The following is a 16,973-nucleotide window of genomic DNA, read 5'->3' on the forward strand; positions in this document are numbered from 1 at the left end:
GTGGACCCGGTCGTGGGATCCGGGTCATGAAGAGGGGGACACCGCGGTTGCGCCTTCGGTGTCCCCCTGCTTCGTACGGGCTGCTAGTCGCGGGCCGCGGTCAGGTGCTCGGCGTGCTCCTGGAGGGAGCGGACGCCGACCCCGCCGTGGTTGAGGGCGTCGATGCCCTGGACGGCCGCGGCGAGCGCCTGGACCGTGGTGAGGCAGGGGACGCCGCGCGCCACGGCCGCGGTGCGGATGTCGTAGCCGTCGAGCCGGCCGCCGGTGCCGTACGGGGTGTTGACGATGAGGTCGACGTCGCCCGCGTGGATGAGCTGGACGATGGTCTTCTCGCCGTTCGGGCCCTCGCCCTCGGACTGCTTGCGGACGACGGTGGCGTTGATGCCGTTGCGCTTGAGGACCTCGGCGGTGCCGGAGGTGGCGAGGAGCTCGAAGCCGTGGGCGACCAGCTCGCGCGCCGGGAAGATCATCGAGCGCTTGTCGCGGTTGGCGACGGAGATGAACGCGCGGCCCTTGGTGGGCAGCGGGCCGTACGCGCCCGCCTGCGACTTGGCGTACGCCGTGCCGAAGACCGAGTCGATGCCCATGACCTCGCCGGTGGAGCGCATCTCCGGGCCGAGGACCGTGTCGACGCCGCGGCCGTGGATGTCGCGGAAGCGCGACCACGGCATGACGGCCTCCTTGACGGAGATCGGCGCGTCCAGCGGCAGCTCCCCGCCGTCGCCGGTGGCCGGGAGCAGGCCCTCGGCGCGCAGCTCGGCGATGGTGGCGCCGAGCGAGATGCGGGCGGCGGCCTTGGCCAGCGGCACGGCGGTCGCCTTGGAGGTGAAGGGGACCGTGCGGGAGGCGCGCGGGTTGGCCTCCAGGACGTAGAGGATGTCCCCGGCCATGGCGAACTGGATGTTGATCAGGCCGCGGACGCCGACGCCCTTGGCGATGGCCTCGGTGGAGGTGCGCAGCCGCTTGATGTCGAAGCCGCCCAGGGTGATCGGGGGCAGGGCGCAGGCCGAGTCGCCGGAGTGGATGCCGGCCTCCTCGATGTGCTCCATGACGCCGCCGAGGTACAGCTCCCGCCCGTCGTAGAGGGCGTCGACGTCGATCTCGATGGCGTCGTCGAGGAAGCGGTCGACCAGGACCGGCCGGCTGGGGCTGATCTCGGTGGACTCGGCGATGTACGCCTCCAGCCGCGCCTCCTCGTAGACGATCTCCATGCCGCGTCCGCCGAGCACGTACGACGGGCGGACGAGGACGGGGTAGCCGATCTCGTCGGCGATGGCCTTGGCCTCGGCGAAGGTGGTCGCGGTGCCGTGCTTGGGCGCGGGGAGGCCGGCCTCGGCCAGGACGCGGCCGAAGGCGCCGCGGTCCTCGGCGGCGTGGATGGCCTCGGGCGGGGTGCCGACGACGGGGACGCCGTTGTCCTTCAGGGCCTGGGAGAGGCCGAGCGGGGTCTGGCCGCCGAGCTGGACGACGACGCCCGCGACGGGTCCGGCCTGCTGCTCGGCGTGGACGATCTCCAGCACGTCCTCGAGCGTGAGCGGCTCGAAGTACAGGCGGTCGGAGGTGTCGTAGTCGGTGGAGACGGTCTCCGGGTTGCAGTTGACCATCACGGTCTCGTAGCCGGCGTCGCTCAGCGCGAAGGAGGCGTGGACGCAGGAGTAGTCGAACTCGATGCCCTGGCCGATGCGGTTGGGGCCGGAGCCGAGGATGATCACGGCGGGCTTCTCGCGGGGCGCGACCTCGGTCTCCTCGTCGTACGAGGAGTAGAAGTACGGGGTCTTCGCGGCGAACTCGGCGGCGCAGGTGTCGACCGTCTTGTAGACGGGGCGGACGCCCAGCGCGTGCCGGACCTCGCGGACGACGTCCTCGCGCAGGCCGCGGATCTCGGCGATCTGCAGGTCGGAGAAGCCGTGGCGCTTGGCCTCGGCGAGCAGCTCGGGGTCGAGCTTCTCGACGGCGGCCAGCTCGTCGGCGATCTCCTTGATGAGGAACATCTGGTCGACGAACCACGGGTCGATCTTCGTGGCCTCGAAGACCTCCTCGCGGGTGGCCCCGGCGCGGATGGCCTGCATGACGGTGTTGATGCGGCCGTCGGTGGGGCGGACCGCCTCGCGCAGCAGCTCGGCCTTGTCGCCGGGGTCGCCGGTGAAGGCGAACTGGCTGCCCTTCTTCTCCAGCGAGCGCAGGGCCTTCTGGAGCGCCTCGGTGAAGTTGCGGCCGATGGCCATGGCCTCGCCCACCGACTTCATGGTGGTGGTGAGGGTGGAGTCGGCGGAGGGGAACTTCTCGAAGGCGAAGCGGGGCGCCTTGACCACGACGTAGTCGAGCGTGGGCTCGAAGGACGCCGGGGTCTCCCGGGTGATGTCGTTGGGGATCTCGTCCAGGGTGTAGCCGACGGCGAGCTTGGCGGCGATCTTGGCGATGGGGAAGCCGGTCGCCTTGGACGCCAGGGCGGAGGAGCGGGAGACGCGCGGGTTCATCTCGATGACGATGACCCGGCCGTCGTCCGGGTTGACGGCGAACTGGATGTTGCAGCCGCCGGTGTCGACGCCGACCTCGCGGATGATGGCGATGCCGATGTCGCGGAGGGTCTGGTACTCGCGGTCGGTGAGGGTCATCGCCGGGGCGACCGTGATCGAGTCGCCGGTGTGGACGCCCATCGGGTCGAAGTTCTCGATGGAGCAGACGACCACGACGTTGTCGTTCTTGTCGCGCATCAGCTCCAGCTCGTACTCCTTCCAGCCGAGGATGGACTCCTCCAGGAGCACCTCGGTGGTCGGGGAGAGCGTGAGCCCCTGGCCGGCGATGCGGCGCAGCTCGTCCTCGTCGTGGGCGAAGCCGGAGCCGGCGCCGCCCATGGTGAAGGAGGGGCGGACGACGACGGGGTAGCCGCCGAGCGTCTCGACGCCGCGCAGGACGTCGTCCATGGAGTGGCAGATGACCGAGCGGGCGGACTCGCCGTGGCCGATCTTCGCGTTGACGGCCTCGACGACGCCCTTGAAGAGGTCGCGGTCCTCACCCTTGTGGATGGCCTCGACGTTGGCGCCGATCAGCTCCACGCCGTACTTCTCCAGGACGCCCTGCTCGTGCATGGAGATCGCGGTGTTGAGCGCGGTCTGGCCGCCGAGGGTGGGCAGGAGGGCGTCGGGGCGCTCCTTGGCGATGATCTTCTCGACGAACTCGGGGGTGATCGGCTCGACGTAGGTGGCGTCGGCGATCTCCGGGTCGGTCATGATCGTCGCCGGGTTGGAGTTCACCAGGATGACGCGCAGGCCCTCGGACTTGAGGACGCGGCACGCCTGGGTGCCGGAGTAGTCGAACTCGGCGGCCTGGCCGATGACGATCGGGCCGGAGCCGATGACCAGGACGGACTGGATGTCAGTGCGCTTAGGCACGCTCGGCCTCCATCAGGGCGACGAAGCGGTCGAACAGGTACGCGGCGTCGTGGGGACCCGCGGCCGCTTCCGGGTGGTACTGGACGCTGAAGGCCGGCTGGTCGAGCAGCTGGAGGCCCTCCACCACGTTGTCGTTGAGGCAGACGTGGGAGACCTCGGCGCGGCCGAAGGGGGTGTCGGACACCTTGTCGAGGGGGGCGTCGACGGCGAAGCCGTGGTTGTGCGCGGTGACCTCGACCTTGCCGGTCGTGCGGTCCTGCACGGGCTGGTTGATCCCGCGGTGGCCGTACTTCAGCTTGTAGGTGCCGAAGCCCAGCGCGCGGCCGAGGATCTGGTTGCCGAAGCAGATGCCGAACAGCGGGGTCCGGCGCTCCAGGACGGCGCGCATCACGGAGACGGGGTGGTCCGCGGTGGCCGGGTCGCCGGGGCCGTTGGAGAAGAACACGCCGTCGGGCTCGACGGCGTACACGTCGTCGACGGTGGCGGTGGCGGGCAGCACGTGCACCTCGATGCCGCGCTCGGCCATCCGCTGCGGGGTCATGCCCTTGATGCCGAGGTCGACGGCGGCGACGGTGAACTTCTTCTCGCCGATCGCGGGGACGACGTAGGGCTCCTTGGTGGCGACCTCCGCGGAGAGGTCGGCGCCCTTCATCTCGGGCTGCGCCCGGACCTTGGCGAGCAGGTCGGCCTCCGCGGCGACGGCGTCGCCGGAGAAGATGCCGACGCGCATGGCGCCGCGCTCGCGCAGGTGGCGGGTGAGGGCGCGGGTGTCGACGCCGCTGATGCCGACGACGCCCTGGCGCTCCAGCTCCTCGTCGAGGGTGCGGGTGGCGCGCCAGTTGGACGGGGTGCGGGCGGGGTCGCGGACGACGTACCCGGACACCCAGATGCGGGCGGACTCGGGGTCCTCGTCGTTGACGCCGGTGTTGCCGACGTGCGGGGCCGTCATGACGACGACCTGGCGGTGGTACGAGGGGTCGGTCAGGGTCTCCTGGTAGCCGGTCATGCCGGTGGAGAAGACGGCCTCGCCGAACGTCTCCCCCACGGCCCCGTAGGCGCGGCCGCGGAAGCTGCGGCCGTCCTCCAGGACGAGTACGGCGGGAACCCTGGTTCCCCGGGTGGAGGTCGTCATCGTGCGGCGCCTTCCGTGGTGGTGTTCGCGGTGCTGGGGGTGGTGCTGGGGGTGGTGCTCGGGGTGGTGCTGAGAGCGGTGAGGGCGGTGACCCAGGCGGTGTGCTCGGCCGCGCGGTCGGAGCGGAAGCCGGAGTCGATGAGCCGGCCGCCGTGCTCCCAGGTGACGACGAGCAGGCCGCCCTCGGTGAGGACCTTGCCGGCGATGCCCTTGTCGAGACGGGCGCCGCGCAGCCGGTCGGCGGGGACGAAGAAGTCGGCGGCTCCGGGGCGTACGACCTCCAGCCCGGCGTCGGTGAGGGCCAGCTCGGCGCGGCTGCGGGTGCCGAGCCCGCGGGCTACGATCCGGTCCAGCCACTGCCCTGCGGTGGTGGAGCCGTGGTAGCGGCCGCTCAGGGTGAGGGTGGGCTCGCCGGGGGCCTCGGGGGCGGTGGGGAGCTCCGGCAGGGTGGAGGACTGCACCTTGTCGCGCCACTTCCAGCCCTGGCGCATCAGCCAGTAGGCGAGGACGACGAAGAGGAGCAGCAGGCCGACCCAGCCGAGGCGGGCGGTCCAGTCGGTCACCTCGGCCGAGCGGGGTTCGGCGGCGAGGGGGATCAGTGTTGTCACGCGAGCTTCCCGTCCATGAGCGTTGCCCTGCCCCGCAGGAAGGTGTGGGTGACGCGTCCCGGCAGCTCGCGGCCCTCGTAGGGGGTGTTGCGGCTGCGGGAGGCGAAGTCCGCGGGGTCCACCGTCCCACGGTATGCCGGATCGACCAGCGTGAGGTTGGCGGGCTCGCCAGCCGAGACGGGGCGGCCGTGCCCGGTGGCGCCGCCGATGCGGGCGGGGGCGAAGGACATCCGGTCGGCGACGGCGGCCCAGTCGAGGAGGCCGGTCTCCACCATCGTGTGCTGGACGACGGACAGCGCGGTCTCCAGGCCCACCATGCCCATGGCGGCGGCGGCCCACTCGCAGTCCTTGTCCTCGTGCGGGTGCGGGGCGTGGTCGGTGGCGACGATGTCGATGGTGCCGTCGGCGAGGGCCTCGCGCAGGGCCATGACGTCCCGCTCGGTGCGCAGCGGCGGGTTGACCTTGTAGACGGGGTTGTAGGTGCGGACCATCTCGTCGGTGAGGAGGAGGTGGTGCGGGGTGACCTCGGCGGTGACGTCGATGCCGCGGGACTTGGCCCAGCGGACGATCTCGACGGAGCCGGCGGTCGACAGGTGGCAGATGTGCACGCGGGAGCCGACGTGCTCGGCGAGGAGCACGTCGCGGGCGATGATCGACTCCTCGGCGACGGCGGGCCAGCCGCCGAGGCCCAGCTCGGCGGAGACGACGCCCTCGTTCATCTGGGCGCCCTCGGTGAGGCGGGGCTCCTGGGCGTGCTGGGCGATGACGCCGCCGAAGGCCTTCACGTACTCCAGGGCGCGGCGCATGATCACGGCGTCGTCCACGCACTTGCCGTCGTCCGAGAAGACGGTGACCCCGGCGGCGGAGTCGTGCATCGCGCCCAGCTCGGCGAGCTTGCGGCCCTCCAGGCCCACGGTGACGGCGCCGATCGGCTGGACGTCGCAGTAGCCGTGCTCGCGGCCGAGGCGCCAGACCTGCTCGACCACGCCGGCGGTGTCGGCGACGGGGAAGGTGTTGGCCATGGCGAAGACGGCCGTGTAGCCGCCGCTCGCGGCGGCGCGGGTGCCGGTGAGGACGGTCTCGGAGTCCTCGCGGCCGGGCTCGCGCAGGTGGGTGTGGAGGTCGACGAGGCCGGGCAGCAGGATCCGCCCCTCCGCCTCGACGACGGTCGCGCCCTCGGCGCTCGGACCGGGGCCGCCGAGGGCGATCTCGCCGGGCCGGGCGGTGGCGGCGATCGTCTCGCCGTCGATGAGGACGTCCTGGGCCTCGCCGCCGAGGACCTTCGCACCACGGATCAGGATCTTGCTCATGCTGGGTTACTTCTCCTCGGTACGGGACGACGACGGGGACGACGGCTGGGTGACGGCGGGCTCGTTGCCGCCGAGCAGCAGGTAGAGGACGGCCATGCGGGTGAAGACGCCGTTCGCGACCTGCTCGACCACGGTGCAGCGCGGCGAGTCGGCGACCTCGGCGGTGATCTCCATGCCGCGCACCATGGGGCCGGGGTGCATGACGACGGCGTGGCCGGGGAGCTTCGCCATGCGCTCGGCGTCGAGGCCGTAGCGGCGGGAGTACTCGCGCTCGGTGGGGAAGAACGCGGCGTTCATCCGCTCCCGCTGGACGCGCAGCATCATGACGGCGTCGGACCCGGGCAGGGCGCTGTCGAGGTCGTACGACACCTCGCAGGGCCAGCTCCCGACGCCGACCGGCACGAGGGTGGGCGGCGCGACCAGCGTGACCTCGGCGCCGAGCGTGTGCAGCAGGTCGACGTTGGAGCGGGCGACGCGGCTGTGCAGGACGTCGCCGACGATGGTGACGCGCCGGCCGGAGAGGTCCCGTCCGACGCCCGCGTCGTGGCCGATGAGGCGGCGGCGCAGGGTGAAGGCGTCGAGCAGGGCCTGGGTGGGGTGCTGGTGGGTGCCGTCGCCGGCGTTGATGACCGGGGCGTCGATCCAGCCGGAGGTGGCGAGCCGGTAGGGGGCGCCGGAGGCGCTGTGCCGGATGACGACGGCGTCGACGCCCATGGCGGCGAGGGTCTGCGCGGTGTCCTTGAGGGACTCGCCCTTGGAGACGCTGGAGCCCTTGGCGGAGAAGTTGATGACGTCGGCCGAGAGGCGCTTCTCGGCGGCCTCGAAGGAGATCCGGGTGCGGGTGGAGTCCTCGAAGAAGAGGTTGCAGATCGTCCGGCCGCGCAGGGTGGGCAGCTTCTTGATCGGCCGGTCCGCCATGCGGGCCATTTCCTCGGCGGTGTCGAGGACGAGTACGGCGTCGTCCCGTGTGAGGTCGGCGGCCGAGATGAGGTGGCGCTTCATCTGGGTGTTCTCCGGTGGGTGTGGAGGTCGGTTCCGTGGGCGTACCGGGGTGCGGGGCCCGGGGAGCGGCGGTGGCGGGCGGCCGGGTGAGGTCGCTGGCGCGCGGCCTCGGGCGGGGCTCGGGGCGGCGGGGCCGGTCCCGGTCGCCGCTGGGCGGCCGCCGCGCCGGCCCGTGTGCTGCGCGCCGTGCTCCGGGCCCGTGGGCTCCGGGCCCGTGGGCTCCGTGTCCGTGGGCTCCGTGTCCGTGGGCTCCGTGTCCGTGGGCTCCGTGTCCGTGGGCTCCCGGCCCGTGCGGGCGGTGCCGCGCGGTGGGCGCCTGGTGGCCGCCGTCGTGCGCCGGGGCGCGGGCGGGCGTACGCGGGCGCCTGTGAGCCGGTGCGGGCCGGTGCGCGGGCGGGCGTGCGGGTGGCTAGTTCTCGCCGGCCGGAGCGGGCTCGCGCACACCGAGCAGCACGGCGTCGCGGCCGTCCTCCTCGGCGAGCTGGACCTTGACCGTCTCGCGCAGCGACGTGGGCAGGTTCTTGCCCACGTAGTCGGCGCGGATGGGCAGCTCCCGGTGGCCCCGGTCGACCAGGACCGCGAGCTGCACGGCGCGGGGCCGGCCGATGTCGCCGAGCGCGTCGAGGGCGGCGCGGATGGTGCGGCCGGAGAAGAGCACGTCGTCGACGAGGACCACCAGGCGGCCGTCGACGCCGTCACCGGGGATCTCGGTGCGGGCGAGGGCGCGCGCCGGGCGGAGCCGCAGGTCGTCGCGGTACATGGTGATGTCGAGGGAGCCGACCGGGATGGCGCGGCCGGTGATCTGCTCCAGCTTCTCGGCCAGGCGCCGGGCGAGAAACACGCCGCGCGTGGGGATGCCGAGGAGGACCACGTCGTCGGCGCCCTTGGCGCGCTCGACGATCTCGTGGGCGATGCGGGTCAGGACCCGCGCGATGTCCGGTCCTTCGAGCACGGGACGGGCATCGGACTGCTGAGGGGCGTCCATACGGAACGGACCTCCTTCTCCGCCTCACGGGACGGACCTTAAAGGACGTCGGAATTGCGTCGTCCACGGTACCAGGGCCCGGAAGGTGCTCGGTACGGACCGTTCGGCTTGACGCACCCAAGTAACGCTGCGTAACCTCACAGTGAGTTACCAGCCACGCGGCGGAGCCGCCACGTTGTGACAGTGTCCAGGGAGCCTTATGTCCAGCGAATACGCAAAACAGCTCGGGGCCAAGCTCCGCGCGATCCGCACCCAGCAGGGCCTGTCCCTCCACGGTGTGGAGGAGAAGTCCCAGGGCCGCTGGAAGGCCGTCGTGGTCGGCTCCTACGAGCGCGGCGACCGCGCCGTGACCGTGCAGCGCCTGGCCGAGCTGGCCGACTTCTACGGGGTGCCGGTGCAGGAGCTGCTGCCGGGCACCACGCCGGGCGGGGCCGCCGAGCCGCCGCCGAAGCTGGTCCTCGACCTGGAGCGCCTGGCGCACGTCCCGCAGGAGAAGGCGGGCCCGCTCCAGCGGTACGCGGCGACGATCCAGTCCCAGCGCGGCGACTACAACGGCAAGGTGCTGTCGATCCGCCAGGACGACCTGCGCACCCTGGCGGTCATCTACGACCAGTCCCCGTCGGTCCTGACGGACCAGCTCATCAGCTGGGGCGTCCTGGACGCGGACGCCCGCCGCGCGGTGGCCCACGAGGAGAGCTGACCCCGCGCAGAAACGTTGCCGCCGGCAGGGCGGTCCCGCGAGCCGGGGCCGCCCTGCCGGCGTGTGGCGGGCCTGGCCGCGCGGCGGGCACCCGGTACGGCGGCACGCGGGCGCACGGGCGGCCGCGTGGCCGGGCGGACACGGGGAGGCCGGGACGAACGGCGCACCCACGACCGGACGGCGCTGGGACGGGAAGAGGGCCCGCGGCACATGGGTGCTGCGGGCCCTCTTCCGTGTCCGTCGCGCGTCCGTCGCGCCTCAGTCGCGGCGCAGGCTCGGCTTCAGGTCCTTGAAGCGGGCCAGCATGCCGTTGACGAACGACGGCGACTCGTCCGTGGAGAACTCCTTGGCGAGCTGGACGGCCTCGTCGATGACCACCGGGTCCGGCACGGCGTCGACCCAGACCAGCTCGTACGCGCTCAGGCGCAGGATGTTCCGGTCGACGACCGGCATCCGGTCGAGCGTCCAGCCCACCGCGTAGGTGGCGATGAGCTCGTCGACGCGCTCGGCGTACGAGGCGTACCCCTCGACGAGCTCCATCGTGTACTCGTTGACCGGCGGCTGCCTGTCGTCGGTCCGGGCGTGCCGGATCCAGTCCGCGAGGACCTCCTGCACGGACACCCCGCGCTGGTCGGCCTCGAAGAGGATCTGGAAGGCGCGCTTGCGGGCCTTGTTGCGGGCGGCCACGGTTAGCTGTTCACCCGGCCGAGGTAGTCGCTCGTACGGGTGTCGACCTTGATCTTCTCACCGGTGGTGATGAAGAGCGGGACCTGGATCTGGTGGCCGGTCTCCAGCGTGGCCGGCTTGGTGCCACCGGTGGAGCGGTCGCCCTGGACGCCCGGCTCGGTCTCGGCGACGGTCAGCTCGACGGCGGCGGGCAGCTCGACGTACAGCACCTCGCCCTCGTGGGTGGCGACCGTGGCGGTGAAGCCCTCGACCAGGAAGTTCGCGGCGTCGCCGACGGCGGCGCGGGCGACGTGGAGCTGGTCGTACGTCTGCATGTCCATGAAGACGAAGTAGTCGCCGTCCATGTACGAGAACTGCATGTCACGGCGGTCGACGGTGGCCGTCTCGACCTTGACACCGGCGTTGAAGGTCTTGTCGACGATCTTCCCGGAGAGCACGTTCTTGAGCTTGGTGCGCACGAAGGCCGGGCCCTTGCCGGGCTTGACGTGCTGGAACTCGACGACGGACCAGAGCTGGTCGTTGTCGAGCTTGAGCACCATGCCGTTCTTGAGGTCGTTCGTGGTGGCCACGGTTGCGGAATCTCCTGGACTGACGCTGGTGGACGACCGAGAAGGCACGGTACGCGCTAGAGCGCGAGCAGCTCCTTGGTCGTGATGGTGAGTAGCTCGGGGCCGCCGTCCGCCTCCTGGCGCACGACGAGCGTGTCATCGATCCGGACCCCGCCCCGTCCCGGGAGGTGGACCCCTGGTTCGACGGTGACCGGCACGCAAGCGTCCAGTTTACCCATGGCCGCAGGGGAGAACTGCGGGTCCTCCTCGATTTCCAGGCCGATCCCGTGCCCCAGGCGCGGCCCGACCCGGTCGCCGTACCCGGCGGCGTCGAGGATGTGCCGGGCGGCGCGGTCGACGTCGCTGTACGCGGCGCCCGGCGCGAGCGCCTCGCGGGCGGCCCGCTGCGCGGTGAAGACCAGGTCGTACAGCTCGATCTGCCAGTCGGCGGGCGCGGTGCCGATGACGAAGGTGCGGCCGATCTCGCAGCGGTACCCGCGGTAGCCGGCGCCCAGGCGGACGGAGAGGAAGTCCCCCTCCTCGACGCGGCGGTCGGAGGGGCGGTGGCGTTCGCGCCCGGAGTGCGGGCCGGTGGCGACCGAGGTGGGGAAGGCGGGGCCGTCGGCGCCGTGGTCGACCAGGCGGCGCTCCAGTTCCAGGGCGAGGTGGCGTTCGGTGCGGCCGACGAGGATCGACTCCAGCAGCTCGCCCAGCGCCTGGTCGGTGATCTCGGCGGCGATGCGCAGGCAGGTGAGTTCCTCGTCGTCCTTGACCAGCCGCTCCTGTTCGACGGCGGTGCCGAGGTCGGTGAGGCGCAGCCGCGGGGCGGCGGCGCCGACGGCCCGGTACCGGGCGACGCTCAGGTGCCGCTCCTCCACCGCGAGGGTGTCGGCGCCGGAGCCGAGCGCGAGGCCGGCTCCGGCGACGGCGGGGTCCTCGCCGGTGGGCGGCAGGACGGTGAGGGGCAAGGCTTCGTCGGCGCGGCCCTCGACCGGGTCGCCGGTGGGGGCGTGCGGGCACAGGAGCACGTCGGCCGACGCGTCGGCGCCGAGCAGCAGGACGGCGCCGGGCGGGGCCGCGCCGGTGAGGTAGCGGACGTTGGCGGGGCGGGAGACCAGCGCCGCCGCGGTTCCGGCCACCGCGCAGCGGTCGCGCAGGCGGCCTCGGCGGTCCGCGTACACCTGGGACATGTCCCGAGCGTACGGACGGACGGCCCGCGCGGCAGTTCGGAGGCGTCCGACCGGGGCGCGGCCGGGTGGGCGCGGGCGGACCGGGGCGCCCGGCGCCCGGCGGCGGGTGCGGGCCGACCGGGACGCGCCCGGCGGGACGGTGGCGGGCGCGGCTGCCCGGTGGGGGGCGCGGGCCGGCCGGGGCGCCCGACGGGCGGGCGGGCGTCCGGCAGGGCGGTGGCGTGCGCGGCTGCTCGGCGGGCGGAACGGGCGGACGGGCGCCCGGCGGGACGGTGGCGGGCGCGGCTGCCCGGCGGGGGTACGCCCGGTCGGCGCCGACCGGGCGGGAGCGAGCCGCCCGGAGCCCGACCGGGCGGACGGGCGTCCCGGTCGGACGGTCACCGCCGGGCGGACGCGACTGCCGGGGGCCCGGCCGGGCCACCGGCCGGGGCGGAAGCCGCGTGGGCCGGGTGGAACGGGCGGGCCCGCGCCGCCGGAGGCGGGCCGCGCCGAGCCGGCGCGGGGGAAGGCCGGCCGGGCCACCGGCCGGGGCGGAAGCCGCGCGGGCCGGGTGGAACGGGCGGGCCCGCGCCGCCGGAGGCGGGCCGCGCCGAGCCGGCGCGGGGGAAGGCCGGCCGGGCCACCGGCCGGGGCGGAAGCCGCGCGGGCCGGGTGGAACGGGCGGGCCCGCGCCGCCGGAGGCGGGCCGCGCCGAGCCGGCGCGGGGGAAGGCCGGCCGGGCCACCGGCCGGGGCGGAAGCCGCGTGGGCCGGGTGGAGCGGACGGGCCCGCGCCGCCGGAGGCGGGCCGCGCCGGGCCGGCGCGGGGGAAGGCCGGCCGGGCGGGCGCGGGGGCGGGTCGGCCGGGCGCGGCGGAAGGCCGGGCGCGGGGGCGGGCTACCAGTTCGGGGGGCTCGCCAGGGCGCGGGCCAGGACCTCGTCCAGGGCGCGGGCGGTGGTCTCCACGTCGTACTTGGAGTTGTCGATGATCGGCAGGCCCGAGGCGTGCCAGCCCGCCATGCGGCCGTGGATGCCGGCGACCTCCTCGTCCGACAGCCGCCGGTTGCCGCTGCGCTCGGCGTTGCGCTCCAGGACGATCTCCAGGCCCGGCAGCAGCACCACCGGCAGCAGCCCGGGGCCGACGTGCCGCTTCCAGCCGCCGAGGCCGACGACCGGGCGGTCCGGGAAGACCGCGTCGTCGATGATGCAGGAGATGCCGTTGGCCAGGAAGTTCCGCGCGGCGAAGCCACAGGTGCGGCGGGCCAGGCGGTACTGGGCCTCGGACTGGTCGTTCCACCCGGACTGCGGGTCGGCGAACCCGGCGCACACCCATTCCCGCACGTCGTCCAGGCTGATGTGCGCGGTGGGTACGCGGCGGTGCCGCGCCCAGTACCGGGCGACGGTCGTCTTCCCCGCGCCCGCGGGCCCGATGAGGAGGACGGCGAGGGTGGCCGTGCCCGTGCCGGGTGACGGGACCGCTCCCGGCTCGGCGGCCGGCGGCGCGGTGACCGGGGCGGCGGGCGGGAGGTGGACGTGGCCCGTCGCGGCGTCGCCGACGTGAGCGGGCCGGGCGGGGGGCGCCGGGGCCGGGTGCGGGGCGGGCCAGGCGTGGCCGTGCGGGTGCGGCGCCGGGGCCGGCGGGCCCTGGGGCGGCATCGGCTGCGGAGCGGGCCGGTGCGGCGCCGGGCCGTGTCCGGCGGGGCCCTGCTGCGGGTGGCCCTGCGGGACCGGACCTTGCGGGGCGTGGCCCTGCGGCGGCGGGGCGTGCGGGGGCGGCGGGGGCGGGCCGGGGTGGTGTGCCTGCCGGGGCCAGCCGGCCGCCGCGTTGCCCGACTGGTGGGGCGGCGGCAGCGGGGCCCCCACTGCGTGCTGCATCCGGTGCCACTCCGTCTCGTACGACTCACGTTGACCGGGCGGCCGTTCGACGGCGCGCCGTTGTCGAACCGTACCCTCCCGGCCCGTCAGACGGGGAACGGTCCGGGAGGGTTCCGGCGGCGGCCGTCAGTCCGTCAGTTCGTCGGCCAGCGCGCGCAGCGCGAGCCGGTACGACCCGATGCCGAACCCGGCGACCGTCCCCGTGGCGACCGCGCCGACCACCGAGGTGTGCCGGAACTCCTCGCGGGCGTACGGGTTGGAGATGTGCACCTCGATCAGCGGCGCCGTCCGCTGGGACGCCGCGTCGCGCATGCCGTACGAGTAGTGCGTGAAGGCACCGGGGTTGAGGACGACCGGGAGGGCGCCGTCGGCCGCCTCGTGCAGCCAGCGGATCATCTCGCCCTCGTCGTTGGTCTCGCGGACGTCCACGTCGAGGCCCAGCTCCTCGCCGAGCTTCCGGCAGGCATCCACCAGACCCGCGTACGACGTGGAGCCGTACACGTCGGGCTCGCGCGAGCCGAGGCGGCCCAGGTTCGGGCCGTTGAGCACGAGGACCCGCCGGGTCACGCCGACACCTCCCCGTACGCGGCGAGCAGCACGGCCGGGTCGGGGCCCTCCAGGACGGTCGGCTTGGCGAGCCCGTCGAGGACGATGAAGCGCAGCAGGTCGCCGCGGGACTTCTTGTCGACCCGCATCGTCTCCAGCAGCTTCGGCCACTGGTCGCCGCGGTACGTCAGCGGCAGCCCGACCGCCTCCAGCACCGTGCGGTGCCGGTCGGCCGTCGCGTCGTCCAGTCGCCCGGCGAGCCGGCCCAGTTCGGCGGCGAAGACCATGCCGACGGAGACCGCCGCGCCGTGCCGCCACTTGTACCGCTCGTTCTTCTCGATGGCGTGGGCCAGGGTGTGGCCGTAGTTGAGGATCTCGCGCAGCCCGGACTCCTTCAGGTCGGAGGAGACGACCTCGGCCTTGACCTTGATGGAGCGCACGATCAGCTCGGCCGTGTGCGGCCCGGCGGGCGTGCGGGCGCCCTCCGGGTCGGCCTCGACCAGGTCGAGGATCACCGGGTCGGCGATGAAACCGGCCTTGATCACCTCGGCGAGGCCGCTGACGTAGTCGTGGACGGGCAGCGAGTCCAGCGCCGCCAGGTCGCACAGCACCCCGGCGGGCGGGTGGAAGGCGCCGACGAGGTTCTTGCCCTCGGCGGTGTTGATGCCGGTCTTCCCACCGACCGCCGCGTCGACCATGGCGAGGACGGTCGTCGGCACGGCGATCCAGCGCACCCCGCGCAGCCAGGTCGCCGCGACGAAGCCGGCCAGGTCCGTGGTGGCGCCGCCGCCCACGCCGACGATCACGTCGGTGCGGGTGAAGCCGGTCTGGCCGAGCGCCTTCCAGCAGTAGGCGGCGACCTCGGCGGTCTTCGCCTCCTCCGCGTTGGGCACCTGGATGGCGACGGCCTCGTACCCCTGCTCGGCGAGGTCCGCGCGCAGCGCCTCGCCGGTCTCGGCCAGCGCCTCCGGGTGGATGACCGCGACGCGCCGGGCGCGGTCGCCGATCAGCCCGGCCAGCTCGCCGAGCAGCTGCCGGCCGACCAGCACGTCGTACGGCTCGGAGCCGGCGCTCCCGCCGACGTGGACGCGGGTTGCGGGCGTGTCGGTCACGTGTCCTCCTGGCCGGGTGCACCGGAACCGGCGGGGTCCGCCGCCGGGGTGCTCGGGTCTGCGGGGTGCGGGGTGCTCGGGTCCGCGGAGCGGGTGAGCCCGAGGGCGTCGAGGACCGCGTCGGCGACCTCGTCGGGGGTGCGGTCGTCGGTGGCGACGGTGACGCGCGCCACCTCCGTGTACAGGTGGCGGCGGGCCTCCATCAGCTCGCGCCACTGCCGGCGCGGGTTGACGGCCAGCAGCGGGCGGGCGGCGCCGAGGCCGACGCGCCGGACGGCCTCCTCGACGTCCATCGACAGGTAGACGACGGGCAGCCCGGCGAGCTGGGCGCGGGTTCCGTCGTCCAGGACGGCGCCGCCGCCCAGGGCGAGGACGCCGGTGTGTTCGGCGAGGGCGGCGCGGACGGCCGCCCGCTCCAGCTCGCGGAAGCGCGGCTCGCCGTCCTCGATGAAGATGTCGGAGATCTCCCGGCCCTCGGCGGCGACGATGTCGGCGTCCGTGTCCCGGTAGGGCACGCCCAGGCGCTCGGCGAGGAGCGTGCCCACCGTGGACTTCCCGGAGCCCATCGGGCCGACGAGGACGACCAGCGGTCCGCTGCTCACCGGATGTGGAGCTGGTCGAGGTAGGAGCGGACGTTGCGGCGGGTCTCGGCCACGCTGTCGCCGCCGAACTTCTCCGCGACGGCGTCCGCGAGGACCAGCGCCGTCATGGCCTCGGCGACGATGCCGGCCGCCGGGACGGCGCACACGTCGGAGCGCTGGTGGTGGGCCTGCGCCGGCTCGCCCGTGGCGACGTCGACGGTGCGCAGCGCGCGCGGCACGGTCGCGATGGGCTTCATCGCGGCCCGGACGCGCAGCAGCTCGCCGGTGGTGAGCCCGCCCTCCGTACCGCCGGAGCGGCCGGTGGCGCGGCGGATGCCGTCGGCGGTGGTGACGATCTCGTCGTGGGCCTTCGAGCCGGGCACGCGGGCCAGGTCGAAGCCGTCGCCGACCTCGACGCCCTTGATGGCCTGGATGCCCATGAGCGCGGCGGCCAGCCGCGCGTCGAGGCGCCGGTCCCAGTGGACGTGCGAGCCGAGGCCGACGGGCACGCCGTACGCGAGGACCTCCACCACGCCGCCGAGGGTGTCGCCGTCCTTGTGGGCCTGGTCGATCTCGGCGACCATCGCCTTCGACGCGTCGGCGTCCAGGCAGCGCACCGGGTCGGCGTCGAGCCGCTCCACGTCGGCGGGGGTCGGGTAGACGCCGTAGGGCGCCTTGGCGGAGGCCAGCTCCACGACGTGCGAGACGATCTCGATGCCGGCGGTCTCCTTCAGGTACGACCGGGCGACGGCGCCGAGCGCGACGCGGGCGGCGGTCTCGCGGGCGCTGGCCCGCTCCAGGATCGGCCGGGCCTCGTCGAAGCCGTACTTCTGCATGCCCGCGAGGTCCGCGTGGCCGGGGCGCGGCCGGGTCAGCGGGGCGTTGCGGGCCATCTCGGCGAGCTCGGCGGGGTCGACCGGGTCGGCCGACATGACCTTCTCCCACTTGGGCCACTCGGTGTTGCCCACCATGACGGCGACCGGGGAGCCGAGGGTGAGGCCGTGCCGCACGCCGCCGAGGAAGGTGACCTCGTCCCGCTCGAACTTCATCCGCGCGCCACGCCCGTAGCCCAGGCGCCGCCGGGCGAGGTGGTCCGCCACCATCTCCGTGGTGACCGGGACGCCGGCGGGAAGCCCCTCCAGCGTCGCCACCAGCGCGGGACCATGGGACTCCCCCGCCGTAAGCCAGCGCAACCTGCTCAACGGTGCTCCTTCTCCTGGGGCCGGATCTGCGGACGGCCCGCCCGGTACGCGGCCCGGACCGGCCTCTCCCCCGATCCTCCCACGGCCGGGCGCCCGTCCGGCCGCCGTCCCAGCAATCGGACAGC

The 16,973-nt window shown here is 74.1% G+C and carries 15 protein-coding genes; 1 reads left to right on the forward strand and 14 read right to left on the reverse strand.

Annotation, left to right across the window (positions count from 1 at the left end; translation table 11 throughout):
• Window positions 1–83: 83 nt before the first annotated feature.
• The 6 genes from carB to pyrR form a co-directional block, all read right to left on the reverse strand.
• Window positions 84–3,392: a carbamoyl-phosphate synthase large subunit gene (gene carB, locus CP974_RS03805; RefSeq protein ID WP_031130481.1), complete on the reverse strand. Its 3,309-nt coding sequence runs from the start codon at window positions 3,390–3,392 to the stop codon at window positions 84–86.
• On the reverse strand, window positions 3,385–4,524 hold the full coding sequence (gene carA / locus CP974_RS03810; RefSeq protein WP_031130483.1) for a glutamine-hydrolyzing carbamoyl-phosphate synthase small subunit: 1,140 nt from the start codon (window positions 4,522–4,524) through the stop codon (window positions 3,385–3,387). The genes carB and carA overlap by 8 nt, the downstream gene beginning before the upstream one ends.
• Complete coding sequence (locus tag CP974_RS03815) at window positions 4,521–5,132, reverse strand: PH-like domain-containing protein (RefSeq protein ID WP_031130485.1); 612 nt, start codon at window positions 5,130–5,132, stop codon at window positions 4,521–4,523. The genes carA and CP974_RS03815 overlap by 4 nt, the downstream gene beginning before the upstream one ends.
• Window positions 5,129–6,442 carry a dihydroorotase gene (locus tag CP974_RS03820; RefSeq protein WP_031130486.1) on the reverse strand — a complete coding sequence of 438 codons (1,314 nt, stop codon included), beginning with the start codon at window positions 6,440–6,442 and terminating at the stop codon, window positions 5,129–5,131. Before CP974_RS03820 ends, CP974_RS03815 begins: the two co-directional genes overlap by 4 nt.
• Window positions 6,443–6,448: 6 nt before the next feature.
• A complete protein-coding gene (locus tag CP974_RS03825; RefSeq protein WP_031130488.1) occupies window positions 6,449–7,444 on the reverse strand; it encodes an aspartate carbamoyltransferase catalytic subunit in 996 nt (331 codons plus the stop codon).
• 409 nt (window positions 7,445–7,853) lie between these two features.
• Window positions 7,854–8,429 (reverse strand): bifunctional pyr operon transcriptional regulator/uracil phosphoribosyltransferase PyrR, encoded by a 576-nt coding sequence (gene pyrR / locus CP974_RS03830; RefSeq protein ID WP_031130490.1) that lies wholly within the window; start codon window positions 8,427–8,429, stop codon window positions 7,854–7,856.
• 199 nt (window positions 8,430–8,628) lie between these two features.
• Between pyrR and bldD the strand changes: the two genes are divergently transcribed.
• A complete protein-coding gene (gene bldD / locus CP974_RS03835) occupies window positions 8,629–9,129 on the forward strand; it encodes a transcriptional regulator BldD (RefSeq protein ID WP_031130492.1) in 501 nt (166 codons plus the stop codon).
• Window positions 9,130–9,387: 258 nt separating this feature from the next.
• Here bldD and nusB read toward each other — a convergent pair whose 3' ends face one another.
• The 8 genes from nusB to aroC form a co-directional block, all read right to left on the reverse strand.
• Window positions 9,388–9,816 carry a transcription antitermination factor NusB gene (nusB, locus tag CP974_RS03840; protein ID WP_031130495.1) on the reverse strand — a complete coding sequence of 143 codons (429 nt, stop codon included), beginning with the start codon at window positions 9,814–9,816 and terminating at the stop codon, window positions 9,388–9,390.
• Window positions 9,817–9,818: 2 nt separating this feature from the next.
• Complete coding sequence (gene efp, locus CP974_RS03845; protein WP_031130497.1) at window positions 9,819–10,385, reverse strand: elongation factor P; 567 nt, start codon at window positions 10,383–10,385, stop codon at window positions 9,819–9,821.
• A 56-nt stretch (window positions 10,386–10,441) separates the two neighbouring features.
• A complete protein-coding gene (locus CP974_RS03850; RefSeq protein ID WP_031130499.1) occupies window positions 10,442–11,554 on the reverse strand; it encodes an aminopeptidase P family protein in 1,113 nt (370 codons plus the stop codon).
• Window positions 11,555–12,429: 875 nt separating this feature from the next.
• On the reverse strand, window positions 12,430–13,407 hold the full coding sequence (locus CP974_RS03855; RefSeq protein ID WP_031128941.1) for an AAA family ATPase: 978 nt from the start codon (window positions 13,405–13,407) through the stop codon (window positions 12,430–12,432).
• Between the two features lie 126 nt (window positions 13,408–13,533).
• Complete coding sequence (gene aroQ, locus CP974_RS03860; RefSeq protein WP_031128942.1) at window positions 13,534–13,974, reverse strand: type II 3-dehydroquinate dehydratase; 441 nt, start codon at window positions 13,972–13,974, stop codon at window positions 13,534–13,536.
• A complete protein-coding gene (gene aroB, locus CP974_RS03865) occupies window positions 13,971–15,065 on the reverse strand; it encodes a 3-dehydroquinate synthase (RefSeq protein ID WP_031128943.1) in 1,095 nt (364 codons plus the stop codon). The genes aroQ and aroB overlap by 4 nt, the downstream gene beginning before the upstream one ends.
• Entirely contained in the window at window positions 15,062–15,667 is a 606-nt protein-coding gene (locus CP974_RS03870) for a shikimate kinase (RefSeq protein ID WP_031128944.1), read from the reverse strand. The genes aroB and CP974_RS03870 overlap by 4 nt, the downstream gene beginning before the upstream one ends.
• Complete coding sequence (gene aroC, locus CP974_RS03875; protein ID WP_031128946.1) at window positions 15,664–16,848, reverse strand: chorismate synthase; 1,185 nt, start codon at window positions 16,846–16,848, stop codon at window positions 15,664–15,666. Before aroC ends, CP974_RS03870 begins: the two co-directional genes overlap by 4 nt.
• Between the last annotated feature and the right edge of the window lie 125 nt (window positions 16,849–16,973).

The organism is Streptomyces fradiae ATCC 10745 = DSM 40063, from assembly GCF_008704425.1.
Taxonomy (GTDB): domain Bacteria; phylum Actinomycetota; class Actinomycetes; order Streptomycetales; family Streptomycetaceae; genus Streptomyces; species Streptomyces fradiae.